The sequence below is a fragment of the Terrabacter sp. 2TAF16 genome (assembly GCF_052115065.1).
GTDB lineage: Bacteria > Actinomycetota > Actinomycetes > Actinomycetales > Dermatophilaceae > Terrabacter.
The window spans coordinates 20,084-46,899 of the sequence record NZ_JBFRFZ010000020.1 but is presented as its reverse complement, the minus strand read 5'-3'; the positions used below and the strand labels follow the sequence as shown (position 1 = coordinate 46,899).

Here is a 26,816-nt window from a genome sequence, read left to right as displayed (position 1 = left end):
GGTGGCAACAGATCCCGGCGACGACTCGAGCGTCGCACTGCCAGCTTCGGCAGGCCTCACGAGAAATCTCCCTTGCTAAAACGGAGACAGTCTCCGTATTGTGGGTCAGGCAGAACCGGAGTGGTTCTCCGCTAATCGTAGCGCCGATCGTCGTCACAGAGGAGTCCGGCACCCATGACCACCACGATCCAGCCCACCCGACAGGCCCGACGCGTCCACCTGTCGCACCTCGCCACGACCCACCGTGCCCCGCTCGTGCCCCGCGGCACCCACGGAGCCGAGGGCACGCACGGCACGCAGGGTGCCAGCGACGGCGAGCGCCGACGCCGCACCCGCGCCACCTCCTTCACGCCCATGGCCCGCGACCTCACCGACGAGAGCTCGCACCGCCCGTTCACGCACCACGAATCCTGAGGTCAGAGATGTCGACCAGCACCACCGCATCACCCGTCACCCGACAACCCGAGCGCTCCACGCGGGAGCGGGCCGCCCGCCGCGGCGCCATCGGCCTAGGCGTCGTCCTCGTCGCCCAGCTCATGCTCGTGCTCGACGCGACCGTCGTGAACGTCGCGCTCCCGCACATCCAGACCGACCTCGGGTTCACGCCCGCGGGTCTCTCCTGGGTGCTCAACGCCTACACCCTCGCCTTCGGCGGGCTGCTGCTCCTGGGCGGGCGCCTCGGCGACGTCTTCGGGCGACTGCGCATCTTCGAGATCGGCCTGGCGATCTTCACCGTCGCGAGCCTGCTCGGTGGCCTCGCCACGTCCCCCGCCTGGCTCATCGCCGCGCGCACCCTCCAGGGCGTCGGCGCCGCCTTCGCCGCGCCGAGCGTCCTCGCCCTCGTCACGACGAGCGCCCCGAACGAGGCCGCGCGCAACCGCGGGCTGGCGCTCTTCACGGCCGTGTCGTCCGCGGGCGCGTCCATCGGCCTGCTCCTCGGTGGGATCCTCACCGACTACGTGAGCTGGCACTGGACGCTCTTCGTCAACGTCCCGATCGGGGCCGTCGTGCTCGTCCTCGCGCGCCGTTACGTGACCGAGACGCCGAGGATCCGTGGCCGCTTCGACGTGGTCGGCGCGATCACCGCCACCCTCGGCTCCGTCTCCGTCGTGCACGGCTTCATCAGTGCGGCCGACCGCGGCTGGGCGTCGCCCGTGACGATCGGCTCGTTCGTCGTCGGCGTGCTCCTCATCGCGCTCTTCGTGCGCACCGAGGGTCGGGTCAGCTCCCCGCTGCTGCCGCTCGCGCTCGTCCGCAACCGCACCCGCGGGGGAGCCCTCGTGCTCATGGCGCTCGTCGTCGGCGCGCAGTTCTCGACGTTCTTCCTCGTGACGCAGTACCTCCAGCTCGTCCTCGGCTTCAGCCCGGTCGCGACCGGCGCCGCGTTCCTCCCGCTCAGCCTCGCGATCTTCGCGACGTCGCGGGTCAGCGCCCGCCTCGTCGCCAAGGTCGGCCCCCGGCCGATGCTCCTCGTGGGCACGCTGGGCCTGACCGCCAGCTTCGTGTGGCTGAGCACCATGTCGACGACGAGCACGTATGCCGCCCACCTCCTGGGTGCGCTGGTGCTCAACGGCGTGTCGGCCGCGCTCGTCTTCATGCCGGTCACGGTCGTCGTCCTCGGCGGCGTCGACCGCGCCCAGGCCGGCACGGTCTCCGGGCTGCTCCAGACCGCGCAGCAGCTCGGTGGCGCCGTGGGCCTCGCCGCGATCGTCAGTGTCTACGCCTCGCAGGCCGTCCCGGGCCAGTTCGTGCCGGGCGTCGAGCCGGCGTTCCTCACGTCGGCGACGTTCACCCTCGTGGCGCTGCTCGTCGCGGCGTTCGTGCTCCGGCCGCGTCCGGCCCAGGCGGTGACCACATCGCCGGTGGGGTGATCACCCCACCGGACGCCGGTCCGACGCGCATTTCACGTGCAGGCCCGCCCTGGTGCCGCACCCGCCGCCGGAGACGGCTGACCCCCGCGACCGGGACGGCGGCGGGGGTCAGGCACACGGCATACGAACGCGTGTGGGCAGGTGTTGCGGGTGGCTCAGTGACCCTGCGGCATCGCCCAGCGGGCGGTCGAGGTGCCCTGCTCCTTGGCGCGGTCGAAGGCCTCGCCGATGATCTTCTCGGCGGCCTCGCGGTTGCCCCAGTCGGATCCCTCGACGTGCTTGCCGGGCTCGAGGTCCTTGTAGCGCTCGAAGAAGTGCTGGATCTCGTCGAGGGTGAACGTGCTGACGTCAGAGATGTCCTGGACGTCGGCGGTGCGCGGGTCGACGGGCACGCAGAGCACCTTGTCGTCACCGCCGGCCTCGTCGGTCATGTGGAAGACACCGATCGGGCGCGCCTCGACGACGACGCCGGGGAAGACCGGCTCGGGCAGCAGCACGAGCGCGTCCAGGGGGTCGCCGTCCTCACCGAGCGAGTCCTCGATGTAGCCGTAGTCGGCGGGGTAGGCCATCGGCGTGAAGAGGTAGCGGTCGAGGCGGATCCGACCGGTCTCGTGGTCGACCTCGTACTTGTTGCGCTGTCCGCGCGGGATCTCGATGGTGACGTCGAACTCCACGTCTTCCCCTTCTTCACGGTCTTCGGGTGCTGTCTCGGGTGCGGCTCGGGTGCCGGAGCATCCGTCGGCGGCTGACAGAATCGTCCGCGACAGTGTGTCAGCAAGGGCGGTCCTTGCGCGAAACAGCGACGGACGACGGACAGGGGGTGACGCGACGTGGCGCACGAGACGCAGCCGGCGCGGCGCGGTCCCCGCCTGACCTACGGCATGGCCGCGGTGTGGTCGGTCGTCGCGATCCTGCTGGGGTATGCCGTCCTCGACGTCGCCGACGCCGCGCCCGGTGCGCTGACGGTGCGGCCGCTGCCGCCGCCCCCGCCCACCGAGACGGTCGCGACGCGGACGCTGCCCTCGGTCCCGCAGCCGACAATGTCGACCTCGGTCGCGCCGCCGCTGCCCTCGCTCGCCGGCGACACGGCCGCCCCGTCGGCCGCCGGCATCGAGCAGGCGCTCGCGTCGGTGCGTGCGCTCCCGGCGCTGGGCGACTCGGCCCTCGTCGTCCGTGACGGGCAGACCGGCGACGTGCTGCTCGACCAGGGCGGCGACGAGCTGCGCATCCCGGCCTCGACGACCAAGCTGCTCTCCGCCGCGGCGATCGGCCAGACCTTCGCACCCGACGAGACGCTGCGCACCGTCGTGCGCGAGGGGGACACGCCCGACGAGATCGTCCTCGTGGCGGGCGGCGACTCCCTGCTCAACCCCGGCACGGGCGACCCCGACGCGGTCGCCGGCCGAGCCGGACTGCGCGACCTGGCCGAGCAGGTGGCCACGGCACTCAAGGGCAGCGGCACCACCAGTGTCACCCTCTACGTCGACGAGACGTATGCCGCCGGGCCGACGACGGCGCCGACGTGGGCGTCGACCTTCCGCAGCTCGGGCATCACCGGCGCGGTCGCGATGCTCGGGCTGTCGAGCCAGCGCGCCCATGGTGGGGCGCCCGGCCCAGCCGACCCCGTCGCCGCCGTCCGGTCGGCCTTCGCCCGGCAGCTGGAGGGGCGCGGGATCGACGTGAGGCTGGCCGCGCGAGGTCAGGCACCCGGCGTCCCCGGGTCGCCGATGCCGACGCCGGCTGCCGACGGTGGAGCGTCCGCCACACCGTCCGACGGGACGACGCCGTCCGACGGGACGACGCCGTCCGACGGGGCCACCCCGTCCGACGGGGCAACACCGTCCGAAGGGGCGACGCCCGACGGCGCGCAGGCCCCGACGACCGCGGCCGTGACGCCGACCGCGCCCGCGAGCGGCCCGGGAGCGGTCCTCGGCAGCGTCGAGTCCGCGCCCGTGCGCGAGCAGCTGGCCCTCGCCCTCACCGACAGCGACAACGCGCTGACCGAGATCCTCTCCCGCCAAGCGGCCTACCGCTCCGGCGCCGGCACCGACTTCGCCGAGGTCGGCGCGTGGGTCGTGTCGCAGGTGGCCGCGCTCGGCCTCGACACGGCCGGCGTGACCCTCTCCGACGCGAGCGGCCTCTCCCGCGAGAACCGGGTCCCCGCCTCGCTCCTGTCCGACGTGCTCGTGCTCGGCTACGACGGGAAGCACGCCGTGCTGCGGCGAGCCCTCGACGGACTCCCGATCGGTGGCCTGACCGGCACCCTGGCGGACCGGTTCACCGGCGCCCAGCACGACGCCGCAGGACGCGCCCGGGCCAAGACGGGCACCCTGACCGGGGCCAACGCCCTCGCCGGGAGCGTCGTCGACGACGACGGTCGGCTCCTCGTCTTCGTGGGTATGGTCGCCGGAGTGGGAACCAACGACGCGCGAGCGGCGTTGGACCGTTTTGTAGCGGCGATCGCCTCGTGCGGGTGCCGCTGACGGGCCGGTGGGCCGCTCGGGGTCCTGGTGAGCGACGGTGGTCGTGACCTCTCCGTGTTGCCGGCTGGGCTTCCCAGACACCTCGAGCGACGTCGACACCGTCACGGCACCGAAAGGGCTGGCATGACCGACACGACCCTCCCGACTCCCGTGGACGCCGGACGTCCCGATGGCTCGAGGGGTGGTGCGCCGGCCGCGTTCGTCGACTACGAGTTCGCGAAGCGGACCGGTCGGGCGATCGTCAACCCGGGCCCCCAGGTCTCGAGCGACGAGGCCGCGGCGATCGTCGCCGACCTGCGTGCAGCTGCCGCGTCCGCCGTGGCTCCGGTCGCCGAGACGAGCGCGCTGACCGCGCCCGCCGACGCGCCGGCGCCCCTCGTCGTCGACCGTGCGGGCTGGATCAGCGCCAACGTCGACTCGTTCAAGTCGATGCTCGACCCGGTCGTCGACAAGCTGAACGCGAGGAAGAAGTCGTCGACGAACGCCACCGCCGCGGCGATCGGCGGCAAGGTCACCGGCGCCGAGATGGGCGGGCTGCTCGCCTTCCTGTCGAGCAAGGTGCTCGGGCAGTACGACCTCGCACCCGGCGGCACGCCCCGGCTCCTCCTCGTCGCCCCGAACATCGTCGCCACCGAGCGCCGCCTCGAGGTCGACCCGACCGACTTCCGCCGCTGGGTCGCCATGCACGAGGAGACGCACCGGGTGCAGTTCACCGCGGTGCCGTGGCTGCGCGACCACATGGTGGCCCGCACCCAGGCGCTCGCCGTCGACCTCGCGCCGACCCCCGAGGACCTCTCCAAGCGGTTCGAGCAGCTGACGAAGAACCTCCCCGAGGTGTTCAGCTCCGGCGAGGGCATCGGCCAGCTCTTCGCGACCCCGGAGCAGAAGGCCCAGATCGCCGAGCTCACCGCCGTCATGTCGCTGCTCGAGGGCCATGCCGACGTCGTCATGGACGCCGTCGGTCCCCAGGTCATCCCGAGCGTCGGCGAGATCCGCCGCAAGTTCGACGAGCGCCGCAGCAGCTCGGTCGGCATCGACCGCCTGCTGCGCAAGCTCCTCGGTCTCGAGGCCAAGATGCGTCAGTACCGCGACGGCGCCGTCTTCGTCCGGGCCGTCACCGACCAGGTGGGCCGCGACGGCTTCAACGCCGTGTGGTCCTCCCCGGAGACGTTGCCCCGGGCCGCCGAGATCCTCGATCCGGGCGCCTGGGTGCGTCGGGTCCACGGGTGAGCGATGCGAGGTCCCGCAGACATGCCCGGTCCTGACCCCGCCGTCGCCGCCACCCGGCTCGCGGTGCGTGAGCACCTTGCCGACGTGCCCGAGGGCGGTGTCGTCCTCGTCGCGTGCTCGGGCGGCCCCGACTCCGTGGCGCTCGCCGCCGCCCTCGCCTTCGAGGCCCCGCGCTCCGGTGTGCGTGCCGGTGCCGTCGTCGTCGACCACGGCCTCCAGGACCGTTCGGCCCAGGTCGCCGAGGACGCGGCAGCCCTGTGCCGCGAGATCGGTCTCGACCCCGTCGAGGTCGTCCGCGCCGACGTGCGCACGAGCGGCGCCGGCCTCGAGGCCGACGCCCGGTCGGCCCGCTACGCCGCCATCGAGGGTGCGGCCGACCGCGTCGGCGCGTCCATGGTGCTCATCGGCCACACCCGCGACGACCAGGCGGAGCAGGTGCTCCTCGGCCTGTCCCGCGGGTCGGGAGCGCGGTCGCTGAGCGGTATGCCGGTGCGCCGCGACCGCTTCGTCCGTCCCCTCCTCGGCCTGCCGCGCGCCACGACGCTGGCCGCCTGCGCGGCCTACGGCATCGACCCGTGGGACGACCCGCACAACAGCGACGACTCGTTCCGTCGGGTCCGCGCCCGCCGGCTGCTCGCCACCCTCGAGTCCGACCTCGGCCCCGGCTTCGGGGCAGCCCTCGCCCGCAGTGCCGACCTGCTGCGCGAGGACGCCGACTACCTCGAGAGCCTGGCCGTCCGGGCCCGGGCCGACCTGCCCGGCGGTCCTGGCGGTGAGGGCGTCGACCTCGACGCGCTCGCGGCCCTGCCGCGGGCGATCCGCACGCGTGTCTGGCGGATCCTCGCCGCCGAGGCCGGCGCACCGCTCGCCGACGTCAGCGCCGCGCACGTCGAGTCGCTCGACGCGCTCCTCACGTCGTGGCACGGACAGGGCCCGCTCCACGTGCCCGGCGGCATCGCCGTCGCGCGCACCGGTGGTGCCATCGTCTTCAGCCCGCTGCGACAGACCGCCAACGCCTGATCCGGCTGGCCGCGACGGCCCCGCTGGTTTCGGGGCCGTGGCGCCCGAACCCGCGGTTTCATCGTCACGGGACCGACGGCATACCACCGCTTAAAGCTGCTCGGCTGAGTGGGCCCGGCCGCATCCCGGCGGGGACGGCACCCTGAGTGCGGTTGAATGGACCCGCCCCCCACGACCCTGCACCACCCCCCGCAACGCACTGAGGAGCCTCCGTGGACCACGAGCACATGGGAGATGACCTGGCCAAGGTCCTGCTCACCGAGGAGCAGATCCAGACCCGCCTCTCCGAGCTCGCCGCCGACATCTGGCGGGACTACGAGGGCAAGGAGTTCCTGCTCGTCGGCGTCCTCAAGGGTGCCGTCGTCGTCATGGCCGACCTCATGCGCGCCCTGCCCGGCACCGCACCGATGGACTGGATGGCGGTCTCGTCCTACGGCTCCGGCACGAAGTCCTCGGGCGTGGTGCGCATCCTCAAGGACCTCGACACCGACATCAGCGGCCGCCACGTGCTCATCGTCGAGGACATCATCGACTCCGGGCTGACGCTCTCGTGGATCAAGTCCAACCTCGAGTCGCGCAAGCCCGCCTCGGTCGAGATCTGCACGTTGCTGCGCAAGCCCGACGTCGTCAAGGTCGACATCCCGGTCAAGTACGTCGGCTTCGACATCCCCAACGAGTTCGTCGTCGGCTACGGCCTCGACTACGCCGAGAAGTACCGCAACCTGCGTTGTGTCGGCACCCTCGCGCCGCACGTCTACGCCTGACCGCGGCGGCCTCCGGTGACCTTCTCGATCGTCGCCCGCCAGGGTGACGCCCACGGCATCGCCGTTGCGAGCAAGTTCCTCGCGGTCGGGGCGGTCGTCCCGGCCGCCCGTCTCGGCGTGGGCGCGGTCGCGACGCAGTCCTTCGCCCGGGTCGCCTACCTCGACGAGCTCCTCGGCCGCCTCGCTGCCGGCGAGCCCGCGGACGAGGCGCTTGCGGCCGCGACCGCGCTCGACGAGGGTCGCGAGACCCGCCAGGTGGGCGTCGTCGGGCTCGCCTCGGCCGCGACCTTCACGGGCTCGGAGTGCAACGACTGGGCGGGCGGCGTCGCCCGCGATGACGGCCACACGGCATACGCCATCCAGGGCAACATCCTCACCGGGCCCGAGGTCGTCGAGGAGATGGAGCGCGCCTGGCACGAGACGGCAGGGCAGCCGCTCGCCCGGCGTCTGCTCGCCGCCCTCGTGGCCGGCGACGCCGCCGGTGGCGACTCCCGCGGACGCCAGAGCGCAGCCATGTACGCCGTCGAGCCGGGTTCCGGCTACGACGCGTGCGGGGTGCTTGCCGACCTGCGCGTCGACGACCACGCCGACCCGGTGACCGAGCTCGGGCGCCTGCTCTCCGACTGGGAGATGTACTTCGGCAAGCCCGAGGACGTCGCGCCGCTCGAGGGCGAGCTCGCCGACGAGGTGCGCGGAAGGCTGGCGCAGGCCGGGTTCAGCGAGGCCGACGTCGCGACGGCTCTCGCCGACTGGGCGGGCAACGCGAACTACGAGGCGCGCCTGAGCCCCGACGGCATCGACGGCCGGGTCCTCGAGGCCCTCCGCGCCGCCACCGACTGACCCACCACCCCGCGCGCCGCGGCCCCCGAACCGGCGGCCTGGTGGGTGGGGTGTCGACCAGCCGCGCGCTGTGGCCCCGAACCGTCGGGAGGCGGTGCTCGGGGGCTCAGAGCTTGCCGGCGAGGCGGAGGAGGTACTCCCGACGGTGGAGCGGGTCGAGGTCGGTGCGTGACCGGGTCGGCGCCGGTCCGACGACGGGCCGGTAGCCGTCGAACGCCGTCACGAGGTCGCCCAGCCCGCTCGTGAGGCCGGGCACCCGCTGCTGCAGCTCGTGCAGCCGCCCGGCCGGCACCTCCCCCCGCAGCCGCGTCACCGGGCCGAGCACGGCCGTCTCGCGTGGGGTCGCCCGCACGTGGCCGAGCATCGAGAGCGCCGCACCGAGCACGTCGCTCGGCACCTCGAGATCGAACCGGTGCACCGGTTCCTCGACCGCCGTGCCCGCGAGGCGCAGCGCCTCCATGAGCACGAGCGGCGTCAGGGCACGGAAGTCGCCGGCCGTGCTCGACATCGACTTGTCGAACTTCTGGTGCATGTGGCTCTGCCGTGGCCAGTAGCCCGAGTGCGTCACCGTGACGACGCAGTCGGTGACCGGCCACCCGTGCAGCCCCTGTCCGAGCGTCGCCCGGACGGTGTCCTCGACGGCGGTGAAGAACGACGCCGGCATCGAGCCGAGCTCGACCCCGAGGGCGAAGCAGACGCCGCTGCCCGGAGGGCCGGGGTCGACGCGCAGACCGACCGTCGCGAGAAACGGGTTCGGCGCCACGTCGATGACCTCGAACGCGCCCCCCGAACCGGTGACCCGCTCGCGACAGATGACCGTCGTCGTGCTGAACCGCGCCGCCACGGCGTACTCCGCCTCGAGCGTCGCGCCGATGACCTCCTTCTGCACCTCGCCGTAGAGCGACACGTGGGTCTCGCCGCGCACCTCGTCGTGCCGCAGGTCGATGAGCGGGTCCTGCTCCGCCAGCCGGGTCAGCGCCGTGTGCAGGGTCGCGCGCTCGGCGGGGTCGCACGCCTCGACGACCGTCTCGAGCGTCGGCGGCGAGAACTCGTGGACGAGCGGCCGCGCGAGGGCGGCATCGCCGACGAGGTCGCCGATCCGGGCCCGCTCGAGCCCGACGACCCGCGCGATGCGCCCCGCAGGTACCCGCGCGACGCGCTGCACCCCGCCGCGAGCGTGCACCGAGAGCCCGGTGACCCGCTCCTCGCGGCACCGCACGTCGTCGCCGGAGACCGAGGGCGTATGCCGTGTGCCCGGGTCCGATGCCATGGTCCCGACGGTGCGACCGTCGTGGACGAGCACCCGGTCGCGCACCGCCAGGCAGCCCGACGTGACGCTGACGAGGGCCACCTTCTCACCGGCGCCGCCGCGCTGGACCGCGAAGACGGTGGCCGCGAGCGGCGCCTCGGGGTCGGTTGTCCGCGCCGGCAGCAGGTCCGGCAGGGCCAGGGCGAGTTCCTCGACGCCGGCCCCCGTCATCGCCGAGCCGAGGAGGACGGGGCACACGAGACCTCGGCCCGTCTGCTCACCGAGGGCTGCTCGCAGCCGAGAGCCGTCGACCCGGTGCGGGGCGTCGAGCCAGTCCGCGAGCAGGCGGTCGTCCTCCCGGCTCAACGCCTCGACGACTCGCTCGCGGGCAGCTGCGGTGGCCCGGTCGGCGCCCTCGTGCTCGGCCGGCCCCCGCGTCGCCAGGCCCAGGGCCATGAGGCCGTCCGGGACGACGGCGGCGCCGCGCGTGCCCTCGTCGACGACCCGGCCGAGGGGCACTGGCGTGACGCCGAGCCGGTCGACGACCTCCTGCAGGACCGCGTCGGTGCGGGCGCCGGAGCGGTCGACCTTGTTGACGAAGAGCACCGTCGGGATGCGCAGCCGCCGCAGGGCCCGCATGAGCACGCGGGTCTGGGCCTGCACGCCCTCCACGGCGGAGACGACGAGCACGGCTCCGTCGAGCACCGCCAGCGAGCGCTCGACCTCCGCGATGAAGTCCGAGTGGCCCGGGGTGTCGACGAGGTTGACCGTGACGGGGTCGTCGGGGCCGCCGAGCTCGAAGGAGACGACGGCGGCCTTGATCGTGATCCCGCGGGCGCGCTCGAGCGCGAGGGTGTCGGTCTGCGTGCTGCCGTCGTCGACGCTGCCGAGCTCGGTGATGACTCCGGCGTGCAGGAGCAGACGTTCGGTCAGGCTCGTCTTGCCCGCGTCAACGTGGGCGAGGATCCCGAGGCCGAGGGTGCGTCCGGGACGCACGGGTGGGGTGGGTGGGGTGTCCAAGGTGCTCCATGTCCTGTGCGTAGGTGTGGGTGACCTGCTCGGGTGACATGAAGCTGCGGCGCATCCCGGTGCCTCTCTCCTCGGCCGTGCCTGACGTCGACGGGACCGTCGACCGCTCCAGTGCAGCAAGGCGGAGGAGCGTGCGGCAACCGGTTTTGGGCCGGGAGCACGGCACACGGCATACGCGAGCGGCGCCCGCCCGCGGACGGGACCGTCCAACCCTGCGTGGGCTGGTTCGTCACCGGCCCGCCGCATGCGGAACACTGGTAGTCCGCCGGACGTTGTGCCGGTGGACAAACTCACCGGACGAGCAGGAGGACCGGGGCCCCACAGGCCCCGCACGTACATGGACGCTAAGCGGATTCTGCGCACACCACTGTTGTGGATCTTGGTCCTCATCAGCGCGCTCGTCTTCGGCATGATGTTCTCCGAGTCCGGGCCGCCCCGGATCGACACCTCGGCTGCCATGAAGCAGATCACCGACGGCAACGTCGAGTCGGCCAAGCTGCTCAACAACGAGCGCATGGAGCTGACCCTCAAGACCCCCTACACCTCGCCCGACGGCACGGTGAAGGACGCGAAGTCGGTCTATGCCTACTACGTCGACGCCCGCGGCACCGACGTCGTCGAGGCCCTCAACGCCAAGCCGCCGGCACAGGGCGTCGACGACCAGATCGACGAGCCCAGCTGGTTCGGCTCGCTGCTCTTCTCGATCCTGCCGATCATCATCATCCTCGGCCTCTTCTGGTTCCTCATGGGCCAGATGCAGGGCGGCGGCAACCGCGTCATGCAGTTCGGCAAGTCGCGCGCCAAGCTCGCCACCAAGGACACCCCGAAGGTCACCTTCGCCGACGTCGCCGGCTGCGACGAGGCCATCGAGGAGCTCCAGGAGATCAAGGAGTTCCTCCAGGAGCCGGCGAAGTTCCTCGCCGTCGGCGCCAAGATCCCCAAGGGCGTGCTGCTCTACGGCCAGCCCGGTACCGGCAAGACCCTCCTGGCCCGCGCCGTCGCGGGTGAGGCCGGCGTGCCGTTCTACTCGATCTCCGGCTCCGACTTCGTCGAGATGTTCGTCGGTGTCGGCGCGAGCCGCGTCCGCGACCTCTTCGAGCAGGCCAAGGCCAACGCGCCCGCCATCGTCTTCGTCGACGAGATCGACGCCGTCGGACGCCACCGCGGCGCCGGCATGGGCGGCGGCCACGACGAGCGCGAGCAGACGCTCAACCAGCTGCTCGTCGAGATGGACGGCTTCGACGTCAAGACCAACGTCATCCTCATCGCGGCGACCAACCGCCCCGACATCCTCGACCCGGCTCTGCTGCGGCCGGGCCGCTTCGACCGCCAGATCGCCGTCGACGCGCCCGACATGATCGGCCGCCACCGCATCCTCGAGGTGCACGCCCAGGGCAAGCCCGTCACGGCTGACGTCGACCTGCTCGCCGTCGCCCGCCGCACGCCCGGCTTCACCGGCGCCGACCTCGCCAACGTCCTCAACGAGGCCGCCCTGCTCACCGCCCGCGGTGACAAGAAGGTCATCGACAACGAGGTCCTCGACGAGGCCATCGACCGCGTCATCGCCGGCCCGCAGAAGCGCACCCGCATCATGTCGGCCAAGGAGCGCAAGATCACGGCCTACCACGAGGGCGGCCACGCCCTCGTCGCCGCGTCGCTCAACCACACCGACCCGGTGACGAAGGTGACGATCCTCCCGCGTGGACGGGCCCTCGGCTACACGATGGTCATGCCGATCGACGACAAGTACTCCACGACGCGCAACGAGATCCTCGACCAGCTCGCGTACGCCCTCGGTGGCCGCGTCGCCGAGGAGATCGTCTTCCGCGAGCCGACCACCGGTGCCAGCAACGACATCGAGAAGGCGACCGGCATGGCCCGCAAGATGGTCACCGAGTTCGGCATGTCCGAGCGGGTCGGCGCCATCAAGCTCGGCCAGAGCACCGGCGAGGTCTTCCTCGGCCGCGACATGGGGCACCAGCGCGACTACTCCGAGGAGGTCGCCCGCATCGTCGACGAGGAGGTCCGCTCGCTCATCGACGCGGCCCACGACGAGGCGTACGCGGCGATCAACGCCAACCGCGACCTGCTCGACCACCTCGTCCTCGAGCTGCTCGAGAAGGAGACGCTCAACGTCCACGAGCTCGCCGAGCTTTTCAAGCCGGTCGTCAAGCAGCCGTCCCGTCCGACGTGGCTCTCGTCCCAGACGCGCCAGCTCGGCGACCGTCCGCCGGTCCTGACGCCGGCCGAGATCGCCGCGCAGAACGGCTCGGGCCAGAACGGCCACCTGCCCCCGCCGGTGCCCGCCGACCGCGTCATCGAGGACAAGATCGACGAGGCGGCCGCCGTCGGCGCGCACCCCCTCGCCGAGGAGCACCCCGTCGAGCAGGTCATCGAGGTGCCGGACGACCGCCCCGTCAACCCCACCGAGAAGAGCTGAGGCGTGTCGATCGACCAGCCGCGCGCCGAGGCGGCCGTCCGGGAGCTGCTCCTCGCCATCGGTGAGGACCCCGACCGCGAGGGCCTGCTCGACACCCCGGGCCGGGTGGCCCGGTCGTTCGCCGAGATCTACGCCGGCCTCGACATGACGGCAGCCGACGTGCTCCGCACGACGTTCGAGATCGACCACCAGGAGCTCGTCATCGTGCGGGACATCGAGCTCTACAGCACGTGCGAGCACCACCTCGTGCCCTTCCACGGGGTGGCGCATGTCGGCTACATCCCGAGCAAGGACGGGCGAGTCACCGGACTGTCCAAGCTCGCGCGTCTCGTCGACGTCTTCGCCCGGCGCCCGCAGGTGCAGGAGCGGCTCACGACGCAGATCGCCGACGCGCTCGTCGAGCACCTCGACGTGCAGGGCGTCATCGTCGTCGTCCAGGCGGAGCACCTCTGCATGTCCATGCGCGGCATCCGCAAGCCCGGCGCGAGCACCATCACCTCGGCGGTGCGCGGCCAGCTGCGCGACCCGGCCACTCGAGCAGAGGCCATGGCGCTCATGCTCGAGGGCAACAAGTGACCGACGGCCCGACACCCGCACCACCGACCGCGACACAATGGCGGCCATGACCGCGCGCCGTCCCGACCTCGACGCGACCTCCCTGCTCGGCGTGCGCGACCGCACGATCGTCATGGGGGTCGTCAACGTCACGCCCGACTCCTTCTCCGACGGTGGGGAGTGGTTCGAGCAGGACGCCGCCATCGCGCACGGACGTGACGTGCTCGCGGCCGGCGCCGACATCGTCGACGTGGGTGGCGAGTCCACCCGCCCCGGCGCGGAGCGCCCGTCCGTCGAGGAGGAGCTGCGCCGGGTCGTGCCTGTCGTCACCGCCCTCGCCGCCGACGGCGCCGTGGTCTCCGTCGACACGATGCGCGCGTCGGTCGCGCGTGCGGCGGTCGACGCCGGCGCCTCCATCGTCAACGACGTCTCGGGTGGCCTCGCCGACCCCGACATGGTCCCGTGGGTTGCCGCCAACCGCATGCCCTACATCGCGATGCACTGGCGCGGGCACAGCACCGGGATGCAGTCGCGCGCCGTCTATGACGACGTCGTCGAGGACGTCCTGCGCGAGCTGGGGGAGCGGCGCGACGCCCTCCTCGAAGGGGGCATCGACGAGGAGCACCTCGTCCTCGACCCGGGTCTCGGCTTCGCCAAGAACTCCGACCACAACTGGACCCTCATGGCCGCGCTCCCCGCGCTGCACGACCTCGGCCAGCCCATCCTGCTCGGTGCCTCGCGCAAGACCTTCCTCGGACGGCTGGGACGCGACGAGGGTGAGCCCCCTCGGCCTGCGGCCGAGCGCGACGTCGAGACGACGGCCACGTCGGTCATGGCCGCCATGGCGGGGCTGTGGTGCGTCCGCGTCCACGACGTCGCCTCCACGGTGCGCGCGTTGACCGTCGTCCAGGCCGCGCTCGAGCACGCCCCCGACGACCTTGCCGACGACCCCGAACCAGACGACTCTGCAGACCCGGAGGGCCTTCACCGATGACCGACCGCATCGTGCTCCAGGGCGTCTCCGCCCGCGGCACCCACGGCGTGCTGGACGTCGAGAAGCGCGACGGGCAGACGTTCTTCGTCGACGTCACGATGACGCTCGACCTCGAGCCCGCCGGTCGCACCGACGCCCTCGCCGCCACCGTCAACTACGCCGCGGTCGCGAGCGACGTCGTCGCCCGCATCACGGGTCCTTCGTTCGACCTCATCGAGCGCCTCGCCGAGGTCATCGCCGACGACGTCCTGCGCTACGACCTCGTCGACGCTGTCGAGGTCGTCGTGCACAAGCCCGAAGCGCCGGTCGGTCACCCGTTCACGGACGTCCAGGTGCAGGTCTCGCGCAGCAACGCCGCCCATGTCGTCATCGCGCTCGGCACCAACCTCGGCGACCGCGGCCAGACGCTGACCGACGCCATCGCAGCCCTCACCGCCCTACCGGGGCTCACTCTCACCCGGGTGTCGGACATCGTGACCACCGACCCCGTCGGTGGCCCCGAGCAGCCCGAGTACCTCAATGCCGTGGTCGTGGGCCGCTCGCTGCTGCATCCCACCGACCTGCTCGCCGAGCTGCACCGCATCGAGGCCGATCATGGTCGCACGCGTGAGGTGCGCTGGGGCGCAAGGACGCTCGACCTCGACCTCGTCCAGTACGGCCACCCCGGCGGCCACCGCGAGGTCACGAGCGACGACAAGCGCCTCACGCTGCCTCACCCCCGGGCCCACGAGCGGGCGTTCGTGCTCGTGCCGTGGCTCGACGCCGACCCGCGAGCCACGCTGCGCGTCGGTGAGGGTGTCCACGGCATACGCGCGGTGGTCGACCTGCTGGCCGACCTCGACCGATCGGGCGTGCGTCCCGGTCCCCGATGGGAGCAGCAGTGAGACCACACTCCGGCATCCGCGTCACGACTCTCGTGCTCGCGGGACTGGCCATGGCCGTGGTCGCGTGGCTCGCGCTGCGCTGGATGATGTCCGGCGGCAGCGCCGTGCCCGAGCCCGGCTGGGTCGGCGCCGCTGCGATGCTCTTCCTGACCGGCGGGCTGGTCCTCGCCGGCTGGCAGGTGCGCAAGGTCCGCGACGGCGCGCCCAACCCCGCCGTCACGCCGCTCCGCGCGGCCCGCACGCTCGTGCTCGGACAGGCCGGCGCGCTCACGGGCTCGGTGCTCGTCGGCTGGTACCTCGCCAACGCCCTCGTCCTGCTGCCGGACGCCGACGTCGACTCCCAGCGCGGGCGCATCCTGCCGTTCGTGCTGCACGCCGTCGTCGCGCTGCTGCTCGCCGTCGCCGGCATGGTCGTGCAGAACTGGTGCCGCCTCCGGCCGCGAGACGACGAGGACGAGGACGAGCGCGAGGCGGACACCCGCCGCTGACGCGTGACGCGTGGCCGGATCGTGACGGGTTTGGATGCAACGATCGGCGTTCCCGTGCTGTCATCACAGGTATGACGTCACGGGGCTCTCGTCGCGCGGTATCGAGGATGGGCACGTTCGCCCTGGGGCTCGTGCTGCTGACGGGATGCGGCTCGGCCGATGCTCCGGGTCGTGCGGACGGTGGCGTCGGCACCAGCGTGCCGGCACACGATGCCACGGCCTGGGCACCGGTGCCGCCCCTGCCGAGCCCGGACCCCGGCATGCTGCCCGTCCGTGCTCCGTCGGCCGAGTTCGCCGACCGCGCAAAGGTCGTCGCCGATGCCGTACGCCGCGCCGGCCCGCCGCCGGTCCCCACCCAACCCGTGCTCCTGTCGAGCTGGGCGCTCCTCGAGGGCTTCGACACGGGCGAGCAGAAGGTCGCGTGGACCTACGGGCACGTCACGCTCGCGCCGGCCGTCGGCCAGGCTGTCGCAGGCTCCGGGACCCTCCGGCTGCCCGACGGCTCGTCTCGACCGGTCGACCTCGTCGGAGTCCGCCCGGCCCTGGACCGTGCTCTCGAGGGTGCTCTGAGCAAGCCCAGGGACTGTGACGGCATCCCCGCCGCGCAGTGCCGGCTCGTCGTGTCCGAGGCGGTACTGGTCGAGGCCGCGGTGCGCACGAGCGGAGGAGACGCGACCGTGCCGGTCTGGCGCCTCACCGTCGAGGGCCTCGCTCACCCCATCTCGGTGATCGCCGTCGCCGACGGGGTGTTCGCGCAGCCTCAGCACCTGGGGCCGCTGCCCGGGTTGCCCGACGCGCCGCCCGAGCTTCACGGCGCGGACTCGCTCAGGCGCGTCGAGGGCGCGACCGTCGACGTCGGCATCGCCGGGGGAGGCTGCGACGCGGGTCTCGTCGCGCACGTCGTCGAGCTCGACGACATGGTGGTCGTCGGCGGCACGACGCCGCCGCTGCCGAAGGACACGGCCTGCACCGCCGACTACGCGTCGCGCCCCGCGCGGCTGCACCTGGCGCAGCCGCTCGGCACGCGGCCGGTCATCGACATCGCCTCGGGCAGGCCGCGGGTGCTCGGGGTGCCGGCTTTCTGAGCGGCCGGGCCCTACGTGGTGCCGGCGACGGTGATCGTCGAGGTGGGTGCTGGCGTCGTGGTCGACACCGACGGTGGCTGAGGGGGGCCGTCCGGCGTCGTCGTCCGGACGGGCCACGGCGGCGGGATCGTGTCGACGGTGTCCTCGTCGGAGCAGGCCGCCGCGAGCGTCACGGTCGCGGTGATGACGGTGACGGCGGCGGCGCGGAGGAGCGTCGCGCGCGAGACCCGGGCGGACGGCATACGACCCCTCACTTGTCGACGTCCCCGACGACGAAGAACATCGAACCGAGGATCGCGACCATGTCGGCGATGAGCTGGCCGGGCAGCATCTCGCTCAGCACGCTGACGTTGTTGAACGACGCCGAGCGCAGCTTGAGGCGCCACGGGGTCTTCTCGCCGCGCGAGACGAGGTAGTAGCCGTTGAAGCCGAGGGGGTTCTCGGTCGCGCAGTAGATCTCGCCCTCGGGCACCTTGAGCACCTTGGGGAGCTTGACGTTGATCGGGCCCTGCGGCAGCTGGACGAGCCGGTCGAGACAGGCCTGCGCGAGGTCGAGCGACACGTGCACCTGCTCGAGCAGCACCTCGAGGCGCGAGAGGCAGTCGCCGGCGGTCCGGGTCACGACGCGGCCCGGGCCCTTGTCGCCGAAGAGCTCGCCGTAGGCGAGGTAGGGCGCGTCGCGGCGCAGGTCGACGTCGAGGCCGCTGGCGCGTGCGATGGGGCCCGAGACGCCGTAGGCCTGGACCGTGGCCAGGGGCAGCACCCCGACGCCCCGGGTGCGGGCCTCGAGGATCTCGTTGCCGACGATGAGCCGCTCGAGGTCGGGCAGGCGCCTCCGAACGTTGGCGATCGCCTTGTCGACACGGCCCATCCAGCCGGCCGGGAGGTCCTCCTTGAGGCCGCCGACGCGGTTGAACATGTAGTGCATGCGCCCGCCGGAGACCTCCTCCATGACGGCCTGGAGCTCCTCGCGCTCGCGGAACGCGTGGAAGACCGGCGTGATGGCGCCGAGCTCGAGGGGATAGGAGCCGAGGAACATCAGGTGGTTGAGCACGCGGTTGAGCTCGGCGAGTGCGGTGCGCGCCCAGACGGCCCGCTCCGGCACCTCCATGCCGAGCATCTGCTCGACGCCGAGCACGACGCCGAGCTCGTTGGAGAAGGCGCTGAGCCAGTCGTGCCGGTTGGCGAGCACGATGATCTGGCGGTAGTCGCGGACCTCGAAGAGCTTCTCGGCGCCCCGGTGCATGTAGCCGACGATCGGCTCGGCGCTGATGATCCGCTCGCCGTCGACGACGATGCGCAGGCGGAGGACGCCGTGCGTCGCGGGGTGCTGAGGCCCGATGTTGAGCACCATGTCGGCGGTCGCGAGCCCGCCCGCGCCGATGCCGACGGTCAGGGCCTGACGCCGGCTCGGCGACGAGGCGGTGGTCTCCGTCATGGGCCCGAGCCTACGGCCCATGCGGAGGGCGTATGCCGTGTGGCCCCTCCCCGGGGCGGCCCCGGTCGGGCAGAGTGTGGGGGTGACCGACCTGTTCGACCTGCGCGGCCCCGCCGTCGTGACCGAGCCCTACGCGCCCCTCGCCGCAGCCCGTGAGCAGGCGCCGGTCCTGTGGCACGAGGGTCTGGGCCTCTGGGTGACGACGACGCACGCTTCTGCCAACGACGTCCTGCGTGACCGGCGGCTCGGGCGGATCCTGCGGCCGCGTTCCGAGGGTGACGACGCGTGGACGACGTTCGACTGGTTGCACGCCGACTCGATCCTCGACTCGGAGCCGCCGAAGCACACGCGGCTGCGCCGCCTCGTGGCCGGCGCGTTCGCCCGGGGGCACGTGGCGCGACTCCGTCCGCGGGTCGAGGAGATCGCGGCAGGGCTGCTCGACGATGTCGAGCGGATCCTCGACCGGGACGGCCGGGTCGACGTGATCTCCACCTACGCCGAGCCGCTGCCCGTCCTCGTCATCTGTGAGCTGCTCGGTGCGCCGACCGCGGACTGGAAGGTGCTACGGGACTGGTCCCAGGCCATCGTCCGGATGTACGAGGTCGACCCCGACCCCGAGTCCCAGCGGGACGCCCAGCGCGCCTGCGACGAGTTCGCCTCGTACGTCGACGCGCTCGCGGCGGAGCGGGCGGCCGCGCCCGGCGAGGACCTGCTGACCTCGCTCGTCCAGGAGCGGGACGGCGGCGACCGCCTCTCGCCGCGCGAGCTCGTCGCGACGGTCGTGCTGCTGCTCAACGCCGGGCACGAGGCGAGCGTCAACGGCTTCGGCAACGGTCTGGCGTCGCTGCTCGCCGACGCGGGGGAGCGTGACGCGGTGCTCGACGCCCTCGACGACCAGGCCTCCGTCGAGCGACTCGTCGAGGAGATGCTCCGGCACGACTCACCGCTGCACCTCTTCGAGCGCACCGCCACGGCCGACGTCGAGCTCCACGGGGTCACGGTCAGGGCCGGCCAGAAGGTGGCGGCGCTGCTCGGGGCCGCCAACCGCGACCCGGCCGTCTTCGCCGACCCCGACCGCTTCGACGCATCGCGCGAGCCCAACCCGCACCTGGCCTTCGGCGCCGGCATCCACTTCTGCCTCGGGGCGCCGCTGGCGCGGATGGAGCTGCAGATCTCGACTCGAGCCCTCCTCGAGCGGCTCGGGCCGATCGAGGTCGTCGACGCGGTGCGGCGACCGACGTTCGTGCTGCGCGGCTACGAGCGGCTCGTCGTCGCGCCGAGCGCAGGACCTGACCGGAGCACCGACCGAGGGAGAGAACGACATGGCTGAGCTGACGCCGTACATCTGCGTGGCCGACTCGCGGGCCGCGATCGAGTGGTACCGCGCTCACCTCGGCGCGGAGGTCGTCGTCGACCCGATCGTCATGGACGACGGGCACGTCGGGCACTGCGAGCTGGCTGTCGACGGCGCCCGGTGGATGATGTCCGACGCGTTCGAGTCCGCGGGAGTCGCCCCGCCGGACCCGGGCCGTGGCAACGCCGTCACGCTGCACCTCACGGTGACGGACGTCGACGCCCTCTGCCGCCGGGTGCAGGGCGCAGGGGCCACCGTTGACCGCGCACCCGAGGACAACCCGCCGATCGGCCGGCTCGCCGTCTTCCACGACCCGTTCGGGCACCGCTGGTTCCTCAACCAGCCCCTGCCCGAGCCGGTGCCGGACCCGGTGCCGGAGTCGCTGCCGGAGTCGCTGCCCGAGCCCGACTGACGGGCTCGCCGGCCGCGTCTGGCCGCGCCAGCCTTCGTCAGGTGCGGTCGGCCTCGCGGCCACGCAGCACGAGGAAGCCACCGACCCCGAGAAGCACGACGGTGCCCACGATGGTGAGCAGGATCGGCACGAGGAGCGAGCCTTCGGCGTCGTCGGTGCCGGCGGCGGGCTTGACGTGCACGGTCGCACCGGCCGTGGCGGTGGACCCGTCGAGCCCGATCGCCGCGTGGAAGGAGAACGTGCCGGTGACGGGGTGGCCGTCGTCGGAGGTGACGCGGTAGGACACCGTGTAGTCGCCCCCGGGCGCGTTCGGCGCGAGGGCCTGCGTCACGTCGCGGCCCTCGATCGTCGGGCTGCCGGACGACACGGGTCCCGTCGGCCCGGTGACGACGACCTGGGTGCCGATCTCGAGCGGGGCCTCCGAGAAGGTGAGCACCACGGTGCCCGGCAGCTGCGTGACGCTCGTGCCGTCGGCGGGGTTCGTGCGCTCGAGGACGTCGTGCGCGAAGGCGGTCGCCGGCACGGCGACGAGGAGTCCGAGGGCGAGCAGCGCGGAGGCGAGACGACGCATGCCGTTCAGGTTACGTCGTGCCCGCGGACGCGCTTCACCGCCCACCGGAAGCGGCCGAAGCCGTCCCGGGCGAGCAGCCGTGCCTCGACGCTCGCCCGCTCGAGCGCGGCGAGGTAGGCGAGCGGGTCGGTCGTCGCGACCGCGTGCGACGGCGTGGTGCCCGTCAGCCCGAGCGCCTGCAGTGCCTCGCGCTGGGTCAGCACCTCGTCGGCGTCGAGGGTGTCCATCGCGACATGGGCCGTCACGTCGCACGAGCCGTCGGGCACGGGCGTCGTCAGCCGACCGCTGGCGTATGCCGTGAGCGTCCCCCCGGACGGACGTTCCGTCGCCGTGTGGCCGTAGTCCACGGCGATGAGCGTCCCGTCCTCGACCCGGGAGACGAGGTCGGCCCACGCCTCGTCGCGGGTCAGGCCGATCTCGAGGCGGTCGCCCGGCGTGCTCGTGGGCCAGTGGGCCTCGGCCCAGCGCCGGTCGGCGTCGCGGAGCCGGGGCCCGAGCGACTCCACGCCAATCGTCGGGTCGACGAGCACCTCGCGCAGGACGCCGTCGCTGTCGACCTCGGCGACGGTGCACGGCACGACGTCGAGCCACTCGTGGGCGATGACGAGGGCGTCGTGCAGGCCGGTCAGCTCGGGCGGCAGGACTGAGCCCCCGGGGGAGCGGACCCAGTCCACCCGGTCGTCGAGCCCGTCCGGCCGGTCGACGACGTCGACCGCCACCACCCTCGTGGTGTCGGGGGTGCGCCGACCCCGGGGCTCGGTCGGGTCCATGGCCTCCACGAGGTGCGTGGCCAGCTCGCCGCGTCCGGCGCCGAGGTCCACGACCACTCGGACGGGGTGCTCGGGGAGTCTGAGCAGGGCCCGGGCCAGGGCCGCCCCCGTCGGACCGTGGGCGGCCGTCGTGAAGTGCGCCGCGGGCCCACCGCGCGTGACGTAGAAACCCTGCCCGGCGGCATACAACGCCTCGTGCCACGCCTCGCGCCAGGGAACGGGATCCACGACCGCCGACTGTAGGCGATAGCGTGCCGTGGGTGAGCACCCCGCACGAGCGTCCCGCGCGCTTCGACGTCGGCGTCGTGGGCGCCGGTCGCGTCGGCGCCGTCCTCGGGGCCGCCCTCGCACGAGCCGGTCACGTCGTCAGCGGCGTCTCGGCCGTCAGCGAGGAGAGCCGCGAACGGGCGGCCATGCTGCTGCCGGGTGTACCGGTCAAGCCGATCCCCGAGGTCGTCTCGGGTGCCCACCTCGTGGTCCTCGCCGTGCCGGACGACGCCCTCGCCGACCTCGTCGCGGGTCTCAGCGCCACGGGCACCTTCACGCCCGGACAGCTCGTCATGCACACGTCCGGGGCGCACGGCATCTCGGTCTTCGAGGCGGCGGCCGGAAGCGACATCGTGCCCCTCGCGATCCACCCGGCGATGACGTTCACCGGCACCGAGCTCGACCTCGACCGGCTCCAGGACTGCTGCTTCGGGGTGACGACCCTCGACCTCGCGCGGCCCCTCGGCGAGGCGCTCGTCATCGAGATGGGCGGCGACCCGGTGTGGATCGCCGAGGAGGACCGCGTCACCTACCACGCGGCCCTCGCGCACGGCTCGAACCACCTCGTGACGCTCGTGGCCCAGGCGATGCAGCTGCTCGGCGAGGCCGGCGTCGACGACCCGGCCCGCGTGCTCGAACCGCTCCTGACCGCCGCGCTCTCCAACACCCTCCGCCGGGGTGACGCAGCCCTCACCGGTCCGGTCGCGCGCGGCGATGCCGGTACCGTGGCCGGGCACGTCGCGATGCTGCGCAAGGTCGCCCCGGACATTCGCCCGACCTACCTCGCCCTGGCCCGCGCGACGGCGCAGCGAGCGCTGCTCAGCGGACGCCTCCGCGCCTCCGACGCCGGCCCGCTGCTCGAGCTGCTCGCGCACGAGGAGGACCAACCGTGACTGACACCACCGCCACCGGCACGACACCCGGCACGACCACCGGCACGACCACCGGCGCCGGCGACCACACCGCCGACGCCGCCGTCATCACCGACACGCGCCCCGCGTCGCCCGTGGTGGCGCGGACGAGGGACGAGCTGAGCGACGCCCGGTCGGCGCTCGACGACGACGACGTCGCCGTCGTCATGACGATGGGCGCGCTGCACGAGGGGCACGCGACGCTCATCCACCAGGCACGCAAGACCCACCGCCACGTCGTCGTGACGATCTTCCTCAACCCGCTCCAGTTCGGGCCCAAGGAGGACCTCTCGCGCTACCCGCGCACCTTCGACGCCGACCTCGAGATCTGCACGGCCGCGGGCGTCGACGTCGTCTTCGCCCCGACGCCCGACGTCATCTACCCCGACGGCGACCCGGGCGTCCGCGTCTCCGCCGGCCCGCTCGGTGACGTCCTCGAGGGCCAGTCGCGACCCGGCCACTTCGACGGCATGCTCACCGTCGTCGGCAAGCTCATGCATCTGACCCGGTGCAGCGCCGCCTACTTCGGGCAGAAGGACGCCCAGCAGCTGCTCCTCATCCGCCGGATGTGCCGCGACCTCGACTTCCCGGTGCGGGTCGTGGCGGTGCCGACCGTCCGCGAGCCCGACGGTCTCGCGATGTCGAGCCGCAACACCTACCTCACCGACTCCGACCGAGAGACGGCCCTGTGCCTGTCGGCCGCGCTGCGAGCGGGAGCCGACGCCGCTCCCGAGGGCCCGTCGGCCGTCCGTCGGGCCGCGCGGGCCGTGCTCGTGCGCGAGCCGCTCGCGCTCGTCGACTACCTCGTGCTCGTCCACCCGGACACGCTCGAGGACGTGCCGGAGTGGTATCGCGGCGAGGCGCTGCTCGCTGTGGCGGGCCGAGTGGGTACGACTCGTCTCATCGACAACCTGCCGGTGCTCGTCGGCCCCGGCGGCGGCGCGCTCGAGACCTTCTCCCACCCCTGAGTCCCCCTCCACACAGACGATTCCGAGGACCCTGCCGTGCAGCGCTTCATGCTCCACTCGAAGATCCACCGGGCCACGGTGACGCAGGCCGACCTGCACTACGTCGGCTCACTGACGATCGACCGCGACCTGCTCGACGCCGCCGACCTGTGGCCGGGCCAGCAGGTCGACGTCGTCGACGTCGACAACGGCAACCGCCTGACGACCTACGCGATCGAGGGCGAGCGCGGCACGGGCATCGTCTGCATCAACGGCGCGGCGGCCCGGCTCATCTCGCCCGGTGACACGGTCATCATCATCGCGTACGCCGCGATGGACGATGCCGAGGCACGCACCTTCGAGCCGCAGGTCGTCTTCGTCGACGACGACAACCGCATCATCGAGGTGGGGCACGATGCAGGTGACGTGCCCGACGGCTTCGGTCTCATGACCTCCGCCGTCACCGAGCGACACCACGAGTACCAGGACTGAGAGGCCAGCCGTATGCCGCAGAGCGGGCTCCCCGACGTGACCGTCCCCCGGCGGCTGCGTGCGCCCGCGCCCGGCTGGACGACCACCGCCGACGTCATCGTCGTCGGCTCCGGCGTCGCCGGCCTCACGACGGCCCTGCGGCTGAGGCGCCGCGTCGACCGCGTGCTCCTCGTGACCAAGACCGTCCTCGACGAGGGCTCGACGGCCTGGGCGCAGGGCGGCATCGCCGCCGTCATGTCGCCGGAGGACAGCGCCGCCGAGCACATCCACGACACCCTCGTCGCCGGTGTCGGTCTCTGTGACGTCGACGCCGTCGAGGCGCTCGTGCGCGAGGGCACCGACGCCGTCTGGGACCTCATCGCCCTCGGGGCCGAGTTCGACCGTGGCGACACGGGCGGGCTGTCGCTGACCCGCGAGGGCGGGCACCACCGCGATCGCATCCTCCATGCCGGTGGCGACGCCACGGGCCGCGAGATCAGCCGAGCCCTCATCGCCGCCCTCGACCGCGTGCGCGACGACCCCGGCATCGAGGTGATCGAGCACGCTCTCGTCGTCGACCTGCTGACCGACGCGGACGCCCGGGTGTGCGGCGTGACGCTCCACGTCATCGGCGAGGGGCAGGTCGACGGGGTCGGCGCGGCCCACGCCCGTGCCGTCGTGCTCGCCACCGGTGGACTCGGCCAGATCTACGCCTCGACGACGAACCCGTCCGTCGCGACCGGAGACGGCATGGCGGCCGCACTGCGTGCCGGCGCCGTGCTCGCCGACCTCGAGTTCGTCCAGTTCCACCCGACGGTCCTGTGGCTCGGCGAGGGCTCGCGAGGCCAGCAGCCGCTCATCTCCGAGGCGGTCCGCGGCGAGGGCGCCTTCCTCGTCGACGAGGCGGGCGAGCGCTTCATGCAGGGCCAGCACCCGCTCGCCGACCTCGCGCCGCGCGACGTCGTGGCCCGCGCCATCATCGCCCGGATGCGCGAGACCGGCGCCGACCACGTCTACCTCGACTGCCGCCACCTCGGCGCCGAGTTCCTCGAGCAGCGCTTCCCCTCGATCGTCCAGCGCTGCCGCGAGCTCGGCTTCGACCCTGCGACCCAGCTGCTCCCGGTCGCACCCGCGCAGCACTACGCGAGCGGTGGCGTGCGCACCGACCTGCGCGGTCGCTCCTCGCTCGAGGGCCTCTACGCGTGCGGCGAGACCTCGTGCACCGGCGTCCACGGCGCCAACCGCCTCGCGAGCAACTCGCTCCTCGAGGGGCTCGTCTTCGCGCGCCGCATCGCCGACGACCTCACCGCCCGGCTCGGCGCCGGCGAGCTCCCCGAGACGACGCCCGTCGCACCGGTCGGTGAGCCCGAGCTGATCCGCGGCAAGCGCCGCCTCGACGTGCAGCGCGCCATGACGTCGGGGTCCGGCACGGTGCGCTCAGCCGCGTCGCTCGCCGCGACACAAGAGACCCTCGCGGCGCTCGCGGCGCGCGCCGTCGCCGACGACGCCGACAAGCAGGGCGGTCCCAAGAGCTGGGAGACGACCAACCTGCTCCACCTCGGACGCGCGCTGACGTATGCCGCGGCGCTGCGTGACGAGACCCGTGGCGGTCACGTGCGCGAGGACCACCCGGCCCGCGACGACGCGCACTTCCTGCACCACGTGCACCTGCAGCGCTCCGGCTCCGGCGTGCTCGAGGCGACGGTCGTGCCCGTGCCCCGCTCGAACCTCGACGGCCTCGACCTCGACGGCTCGGTGCCGCTCGACGTGCTCGACGAGGACCGCGCGGACGGGGCGCGACCCGCGAACGGGGCTGGACGGCATACGCAACCGGTGGGATCGACGGAGGAGACGCAGTGAGCGGCGACGGGCTGAGCGGGTTCCCGCACGAGTGGGCGCGAGAGCTCGTCACGGTCGCCCTGCGTGAGGACCTCGGTCCCGAGGGTGTCGACGTGACGACGCTCGCGACCATCCCCTCCGACCAGACGCGAACGGCCGAGATCGTCGCGCGGGCGCCGGGCGTCGTCGCAGGCGTGCCGGTCATCGGCCTCGTGCTGGCGGCGGTCGCGGAGCAGCTCGGCCGCGACGTGCCGACGGTCGAGGTCGTGGGCGACGACGGCTCGCGGCTGGAGCGCGGCGACGTCATCGCGCGGCTGACCGGGCCCACCCAGGTGATCCTCGTGGCCGAGCGGACGATCCTCAACATCCTGAGCCGGCTGTCGGGCGTGGCCACCCACACCCGTCGCTGGGCGGACGCGCTCGAGGGCACGTCGACGATGGTCCTCGACACGCGCAAGACGACGCCGGGCATGCGCTGGCTCGAGAAGTACGCCGTGCGCTGCGGCGGCGGCACGAACAAGCGCATGGGTCTCTACGACGTCGCGATGATCAAGGACAACCACAAGCTCGCGGCCGGCTCGGTGGCGGCGGCGTACGCGCTCGTCCGCGGGCGCTTCCCAGACGTCGACGTGCAGGTCGAGGTGACGACGCCGGCCGAGGCGCAGGAGGCCTACGACGCCGGGGCGCGCTTCATCATGTGCGACAACATGAGCGTCGACGTGCTCGGCGAGACCGTCGCCCTGCTCCGCGCCGCCGGCGAGCCCGTCGAGATCGAGGCGACCGGTGGTCTGACGCTCGAGGTCGTGCGGGCGTACGCCGGGACCGGGGTCGACTTCGTGTCGGTCGGCGGCCTGACGCACAGCTCACCCATCGTCGACATCGCCCTCGACCTCACCGACTGAAC

26 protein-coding genes are annotated in these 26,816 nt (G+C 72.9%); 20 read left to right on the top strand and 6 right to left on the bottom strand.

Annotated features, from left to right (window positions below; translation table 11 throughout):
• The first annotated feature begins 174 nt into the window (after nucleotides 1–174).
• Nucleotides 175–414, top strand: a complete 240-nt coding sequence (locus tag AB4Z14_RS20850; RefSeq protein WP_056773671.1) for a hypothetical protein — start codon at nucleotides 175–177, stop codon at nucleotides 412–414.
• Between the two features lie 8 nt (nucleotides 415–422).
• Nucleotides 423–1,871 carry an MFS transporter gene (locus AB4Z14_RS20845; RefSeq protein ID WP_442276894.1) on the top strand — a complete coding sequence of 483 codons (1,449 nt, stop codon included), beginning with the start codon at nucleotides 423–425 and terminating at the stop codon, nucleotides 1,869–1,871.
• Nucleotides 1,872–2,026: 155 nt separating this feature from the next.
• Here AB4Z14_RS20845 and AB4Z14_RS20840 read toward each other — a convergent pair whose 3' ends face one another.
• The gene (locus AB4Z14_RS20840; RefSeq protein WP_020145122.1) at nucleotides 2,027–2,545 is read right to left on the bottom strand and encodes an inorganic diphosphatase; all 519 of its coding nucleotides are present in this window, start codon (nucleotides 2,543–2,545) and stop codon (nucleotides 2,027–2,029) included.
• A 156-nt stretch (nucleotides 2,546–2,701) separates the two neighbouring features.
• Between AB4Z14_RS20840 and AB4Z14_RS20835 the strand changes: the two genes are divergently transcribed.
• From AB4Z14_RS20835 to AB4Z14_RS20815, 5 genes are all read left to right on the top strand, one after another.
• Nucleotides 2,702–4,354, top strand: coding sequence for a D-alanyl-D-alanine carboxypeptidase/D-alanyl-D-alanine-endopeptidase (locus AB4Z14_RS20835; RefSeq protein WP_442276893.1), 1,653 nt, complete (start codon nucleotides 2,702–2,704; stop codon nucleotides 4,352–4,354).
• Nucleotides 4,355–4,477: 123 nt separating this feature from the next.
• Entirely contained in the window at nucleotides 4,478–5,584 is a 1,107-nt protein-coding gene (locus tag AB4Z14_RS20830) for a zinc-dependent metalloprotease (protein WP_442276892.1), read from the top strand.
• A 21-nt stretch (nucleotides 5,585–5,605) separates the two neighbouring features.
• Nucleotides 5,606–6,604 (top strand): tRNA lysidine(34) synthetase TilS, encoded by a 999-nt coding sequence (gene tilS, locus AB4Z14_RS20825; protein WP_056773658.1) that lies wholly within the window; start codon nucleotides 5,606–5,608, stop codon nucleotides 6,602–6,604.
• Between the two features lie 212 nt (nucleotides 6,605–6,816).
• The gene (gene hpt / locus AB4Z14_RS20820; RefSeq protein ID WP_020145118.1) at nucleotides 6,817–7,368 is read left to right on the top strand and encodes a hypoxanthine phosphoribosyltransferase; all 552 of its coding nucleotides are present in this window, start codon (nucleotides 6,817–6,819) and stop codon (nucleotides 7,366–7,368) included.
• 15 nt (nucleotides 7,369–7,383) lie between these two features.
• Entirely contained in the window at nucleotides 7,384–8,208 is an 825-nt protein-coding gene (locus AB4Z14_RS20815) for a DUF1028 domain-containing protein (protein WP_442276891.1), read from the top strand.
• Nucleotides 8,209–8,314: 106 nt separating this feature from the next.
• Here AB4Z14_RS20815 and AB4Z14_RS20810 read toward each other — a convergent pair whose 3' ends face one another.
• Nucleotides 8,315–10,477, bottom strand: coding sequence for a GTP-binding protein (locus AB4Z14_RS20810; protein ID WP_442276890.1), 2,163 nt, complete (start codon nucleotides 10,475–10,477; stop codon nucleotides 8,315–8,317).
• Between the two features lie 346 nt (nucleotides 10,478–10,823).
• Between AB4Z14_RS20810 and ftsH the strand changes: the two genes are divergently transcribed.
• The 6 genes from ftsH to AB4Z14_RS20780 all read left to right on the top strand — a co-directional run bounded on the left by ftsH (nucleotide 10,824) and on the right by AB4Z14_RS20780 (nucleotide 16,932).
• Nucleotides 10,824–12,926, top strand: a complete 2,103-nt coding sequence (gene ftsH, locus AB4Z14_RS20805; RefSeq protein ID WP_442276889.1) for an ATP-dependent zinc metalloprotease FtsH — start codon at nucleotides 10,824–10,826, stop codon at nucleotides 12,924–12,926.
• A 3-nt stretch (nucleotides 12,927–12,929) separates the two neighbouring features.
• A complete protein-coding gene (gene folE, locus AB4Z14_RS20800; RefSeq protein ID WP_056773646.1) occupies nucleotides 12,930–13,502 on the top strand; it encodes a GTP cyclohydrolase I FolE in 573 nt (190 codons plus the stop codon).
• 46 nt (nucleotides 13,503–13,548) lie between these two features.
• Nucleotides 13,549–14,475 carry a dihydropteroate synthase gene (folP, locus tag AB4Z14_RS20795; protein ID WP_442276888.1) on the top strand — a complete coding sequence of 309 codons (927 nt, stop codon included), beginning with the start codon at nucleotides 13,549–13,551 and terminating at the stop codon, nucleotides 14,473–14,475.
• Nucleotides 14,472–15,359 (top strand): 2-amino-4-hydroxy-6-hydroxymethyldihydropteridine diphosphokinase, encoded by an 888-nt coding sequence (gene folK / locus AB4Z14_RS20790; protein ID WP_442276887.1) that lies wholly within the window; start codon nucleotides 14,472–14,474, stop codon nucleotides 15,357–15,359. Before folP ends, folK begins: the two co-directional genes overlap by 4 nt.
• A complete protein-coding gene (locus AB4Z14_RS20785; protein WP_442276886.1) occupies nucleotides 15,356–15,847 on the top strand; it encodes a DUF3180 domain-containing protein in 492 nt (163 codons plus the stop codon). Before folK ends, AB4Z14_RS20785 begins: the two co-directional genes overlap by 4 nt.
• 107 nt (nucleotides 15,848–15,954) lie before the next feature.
• The gene (locus AB4Z14_RS20780) at nucleotides 15,955–16,932 is read left to right on the top strand and encodes a hypothetical protein (RefSeq protein ID WP_442276885.1); all 978 of its coding nucleotides are present in this window, start codon (nucleotides 15,955–15,957) and stop codon (nucleotides 16,930–16,932) included.
• 11 nt (nucleotides 16,933–16,943) lie between these two features.
• Here AB4Z14_RS20780 and AB4Z14_RS20775 read toward each other — a convergent pair whose 3' ends face one another.
• Complete coding sequence (locus AB4Z14_RS20775) at nucleotides 16,944–17,174, bottom strand: hypothetical protein (RefSeq protein ID WP_442276884.1); 231 nt, start codon at nucleotides 17,172–17,174, stop codon at nucleotides 16,944–16,946.
• 8 nt (nucleotides 17,175–17,182) lie between these two features.
• Nucleotides 17,183–18,370 carry an NADH-quinone oxidoreductase subunit D gene (locus AB4Z14_RS20770; RefSeq protein ID WP_442276883.1) on the bottom strand — a complete coding sequence of 396 codons (1,188 nt, stop codon included), beginning with the start codon at nucleotides 18,368–18,370 and terminating at the stop codon, nucleotides 17,183–17,185.
• A gap of 82 nt (nucleotides 18,371–18,452) precedes the next feature.
• Here AB4Z14_RS20770 and AB4Z14_RS20765 point away from each other — a divergent pair, with 82 nt between their 5' ends.
• Nucleotides 18,453–19,700, top strand: a complete 1,248-nt coding sequence (locus tag AB4Z14_RS20765; RefSeq protein WP_442276882.1) for a cytochrome P450 — start codon at nucleotides 18,453–18,455, stop codon at nucleotides 19,698–19,700.
• Nucleotides 19,693–20,136: a VOC family protein gene (locus AB4Z14_RS20760; protein WP_442276881.1), complete on the top strand. Its 444-nt coding sequence runs from the start codon at nucleotides 19,693–19,695 to the stop codon at nucleotides 20,134–20,136. Before AB4Z14_RS20765 ends, AB4Z14_RS20760 begins: the two co-directional genes overlap by 8 nt.
• A gap of 37 nt (nucleotides 20,137–20,173) precedes the next feature.
• Here the strand turns inward: AB4Z14_RS20760 and AB4Z14_RS20755 are convergent, their stop codons facing one another.
• Together AB4Z14_RS20755 and AB4Z14_RS20750 are read right to left on the bottom strand one after the other, a co-directional pair.
• Complete coding sequence (locus AB4Z14_RS20755) at nucleotides 20,174–20,707, bottom strand: copper resistance CopC family protein (RefSeq protein ID WP_442276880.1); 534 nt, start codon at nucleotides 20,705–20,707, stop codon at nucleotides 20,174–20,176.
• Nucleotides 20,708–20,712: 5 nt separating this feature from the next.
• Entirely contained in the window at nucleotides 20,713–21,705 is a 993-nt protein-coding gene (locus tag AB4Z14_RS20750; protein ID WP_442276879.1) for an SAM-dependent methyltransferase, read from the bottom strand.
• Between the two features lie 23 nt (nucleotides 21,706–21,728).
• On the opposite strand from AB4Z14_RS20750, the gene AB4Z14_RS20745 reads away from it, so the two are divergent.
• The 5 genes from AB4Z14_RS20745 (at nucleotide 21,729) to nadC (ending at nucleotide 26,814) form a co-directional block, all read left to right on the top strand.
• Complete coding sequence (locus AB4Z14_RS20745; RefSeq protein ID WP_442276878.1) at nucleotides 21,729–22,637, top strand: Rossmann-like and DUF2520 domain-containing protein; 909 nt, start codon at nucleotides 21,729–21,731, stop codon at nucleotides 22,635–22,637.
• Nucleotides 22,638–22,723: 86 nt separating this feature from the next.
• Complete coding sequence (gene panC, locus AB4Z14_RS20740; protein ID WP_442276929.1) at nucleotides 22,724–23,623, top strand: pantoate--beta-alanine ligase; 900 nt, start codon at nucleotides 22,724–22,726, stop codon at nucleotides 23,621–23,623.
• A gap of 36 nt (nucleotides 23,624–23,659) precedes the next feature.
• The gene (gene panD / locus AB4Z14_RS20735) at nucleotides 23,660–24,094 is read left to right on the top strand and encodes an aspartate 1-decarboxylase (protein WP_442276877.1); all 435 of its coding nucleotides are present in this window, start codon (nucleotides 23,660–23,662) and stop codon (nucleotides 24,092–24,094) included.
• A 12-nt stretch (nucleotides 24,095–24,106) separates the two neighbouring features.
• The gene (locus tag AB4Z14_RS20730; protein ID WP_442276876.1) at nucleotides 24,107–25,933 is read left to right on the top strand and encodes an L-aspartate oxidase; all 1,827 of its coding nucleotides are present in this window, start codon (nucleotides 24,107–24,109) and stop codon (nucleotides 25,931–25,933) included.
• Entirely contained in the window at nucleotides 25,930–26,814 is an 885-nt protein-coding gene (gene nadC / locus AB4Z14_RS20725) for a carboxylating nicotinate-nucleotide diphosphorylase (RefSeq protein ID WP_442276875.1), read from the top strand. Before AB4Z14_RS20730 ends, nadC begins: the two co-directional genes overlap by 4 nt.
• Nucleotides 26,815–26,816: the final 2 nt, after the last annotated feature.

Excerpts from the sequence above, each read along its gene's own strand:
- AB4Z14_RS20845 (WP_442276894.1), top strand. The coding sequence starts at position 423 with ATGTCGACCAGCACCACCGCATCACCCGTCACCCGACAACCCGAGCGC.
- folK (WP_442276887.1), top strand. The coding sequence starts at position 14,472 with ATGACCGACCGCATCGTGCTCCAGGGCGTCTCCGCCCGCGGCACCCAC.
- AB4Z14_RS20760 (WP_442276881.1), top strand. The coding sequence starts at position 19,693 with ATGGCTGAGCTGACGCCGTACATCTGCGTGGCCGACTCGCGGGCCGCG.
- AB4Z14_RS20730 (WP_442276876.1), top strand. The coding sequence starts at position 24,107 with ATGCCGCAGAGCGGGCTCCCCGACGTGACCGTCCCCCGGCGGCTGCGT.
- tilS (WP_056773658.1), top strand. The coding sequence starts at position 5,606 with ATGCCCGGTCCTGACCCCGCCGTCGCCGCCACCCGGCTCGCGGTGCGT.
- AB4Z14_RS20850 (WP_056773671.1), top strand. The coding sequence starts at position 175 with ATGACCACCACGATCCAGCCCACCCGACAGGCCCGACGCGTCCACCTG.
- ftsH (WP_442276889.1), top strand. The coding sequence starts at position 10,824 with ATGGACGCTAAGCGGATTCTGCGCACACCACTGTTGTGGATCTTGGTC.
- AB4Z14_RS20830 (WP_442276892.1), top strand. The coding sequence starts at position 4,478 with ATGACCGACACGACCCTCCCGACTCCCGTGGACGCCGGACGTCCCGAT.
- folP (WP_442276888.1), top strand. The coding sequence starts at position 13,549 with ATGACCGCGCGCCGTCCCGACCTCGACGCGACCTCCCTGCTCGGCGTG.
- AB4Z14_RS20770 (WP_442276883.1), bottom strand. The coding sequence starts at position 18,370 with ATGACGGAGACCACCGCCTCGTCGCCGAGCCGGCGTCAGGCCCTGACC.
- AB4Z14_RS20780 (WP_442276885.1), top strand. The coding sequence starts at position 15,955 with ATGGGCACGTTCGCCCTGGGGCTCGTGCTGCTGACGGGATGCGGCTCG.
- AB4Z14_RS20775 (WP_442276884.1), bottom strand. The coding sequence starts at position 17,174 with ATGCCGTCCGCCCGGGTCTCGCGCGCGACGCTCCTCCGCGCCGCCGCC.
- AB4Z14_RS20755 (WP_442276880.1), bottom strand. The coding sequence starts at position 20,707 with ATGCGTCGTCTCGCCTCCGCGCTGCTCGCCCTCGGACTCCTCGTCGCC.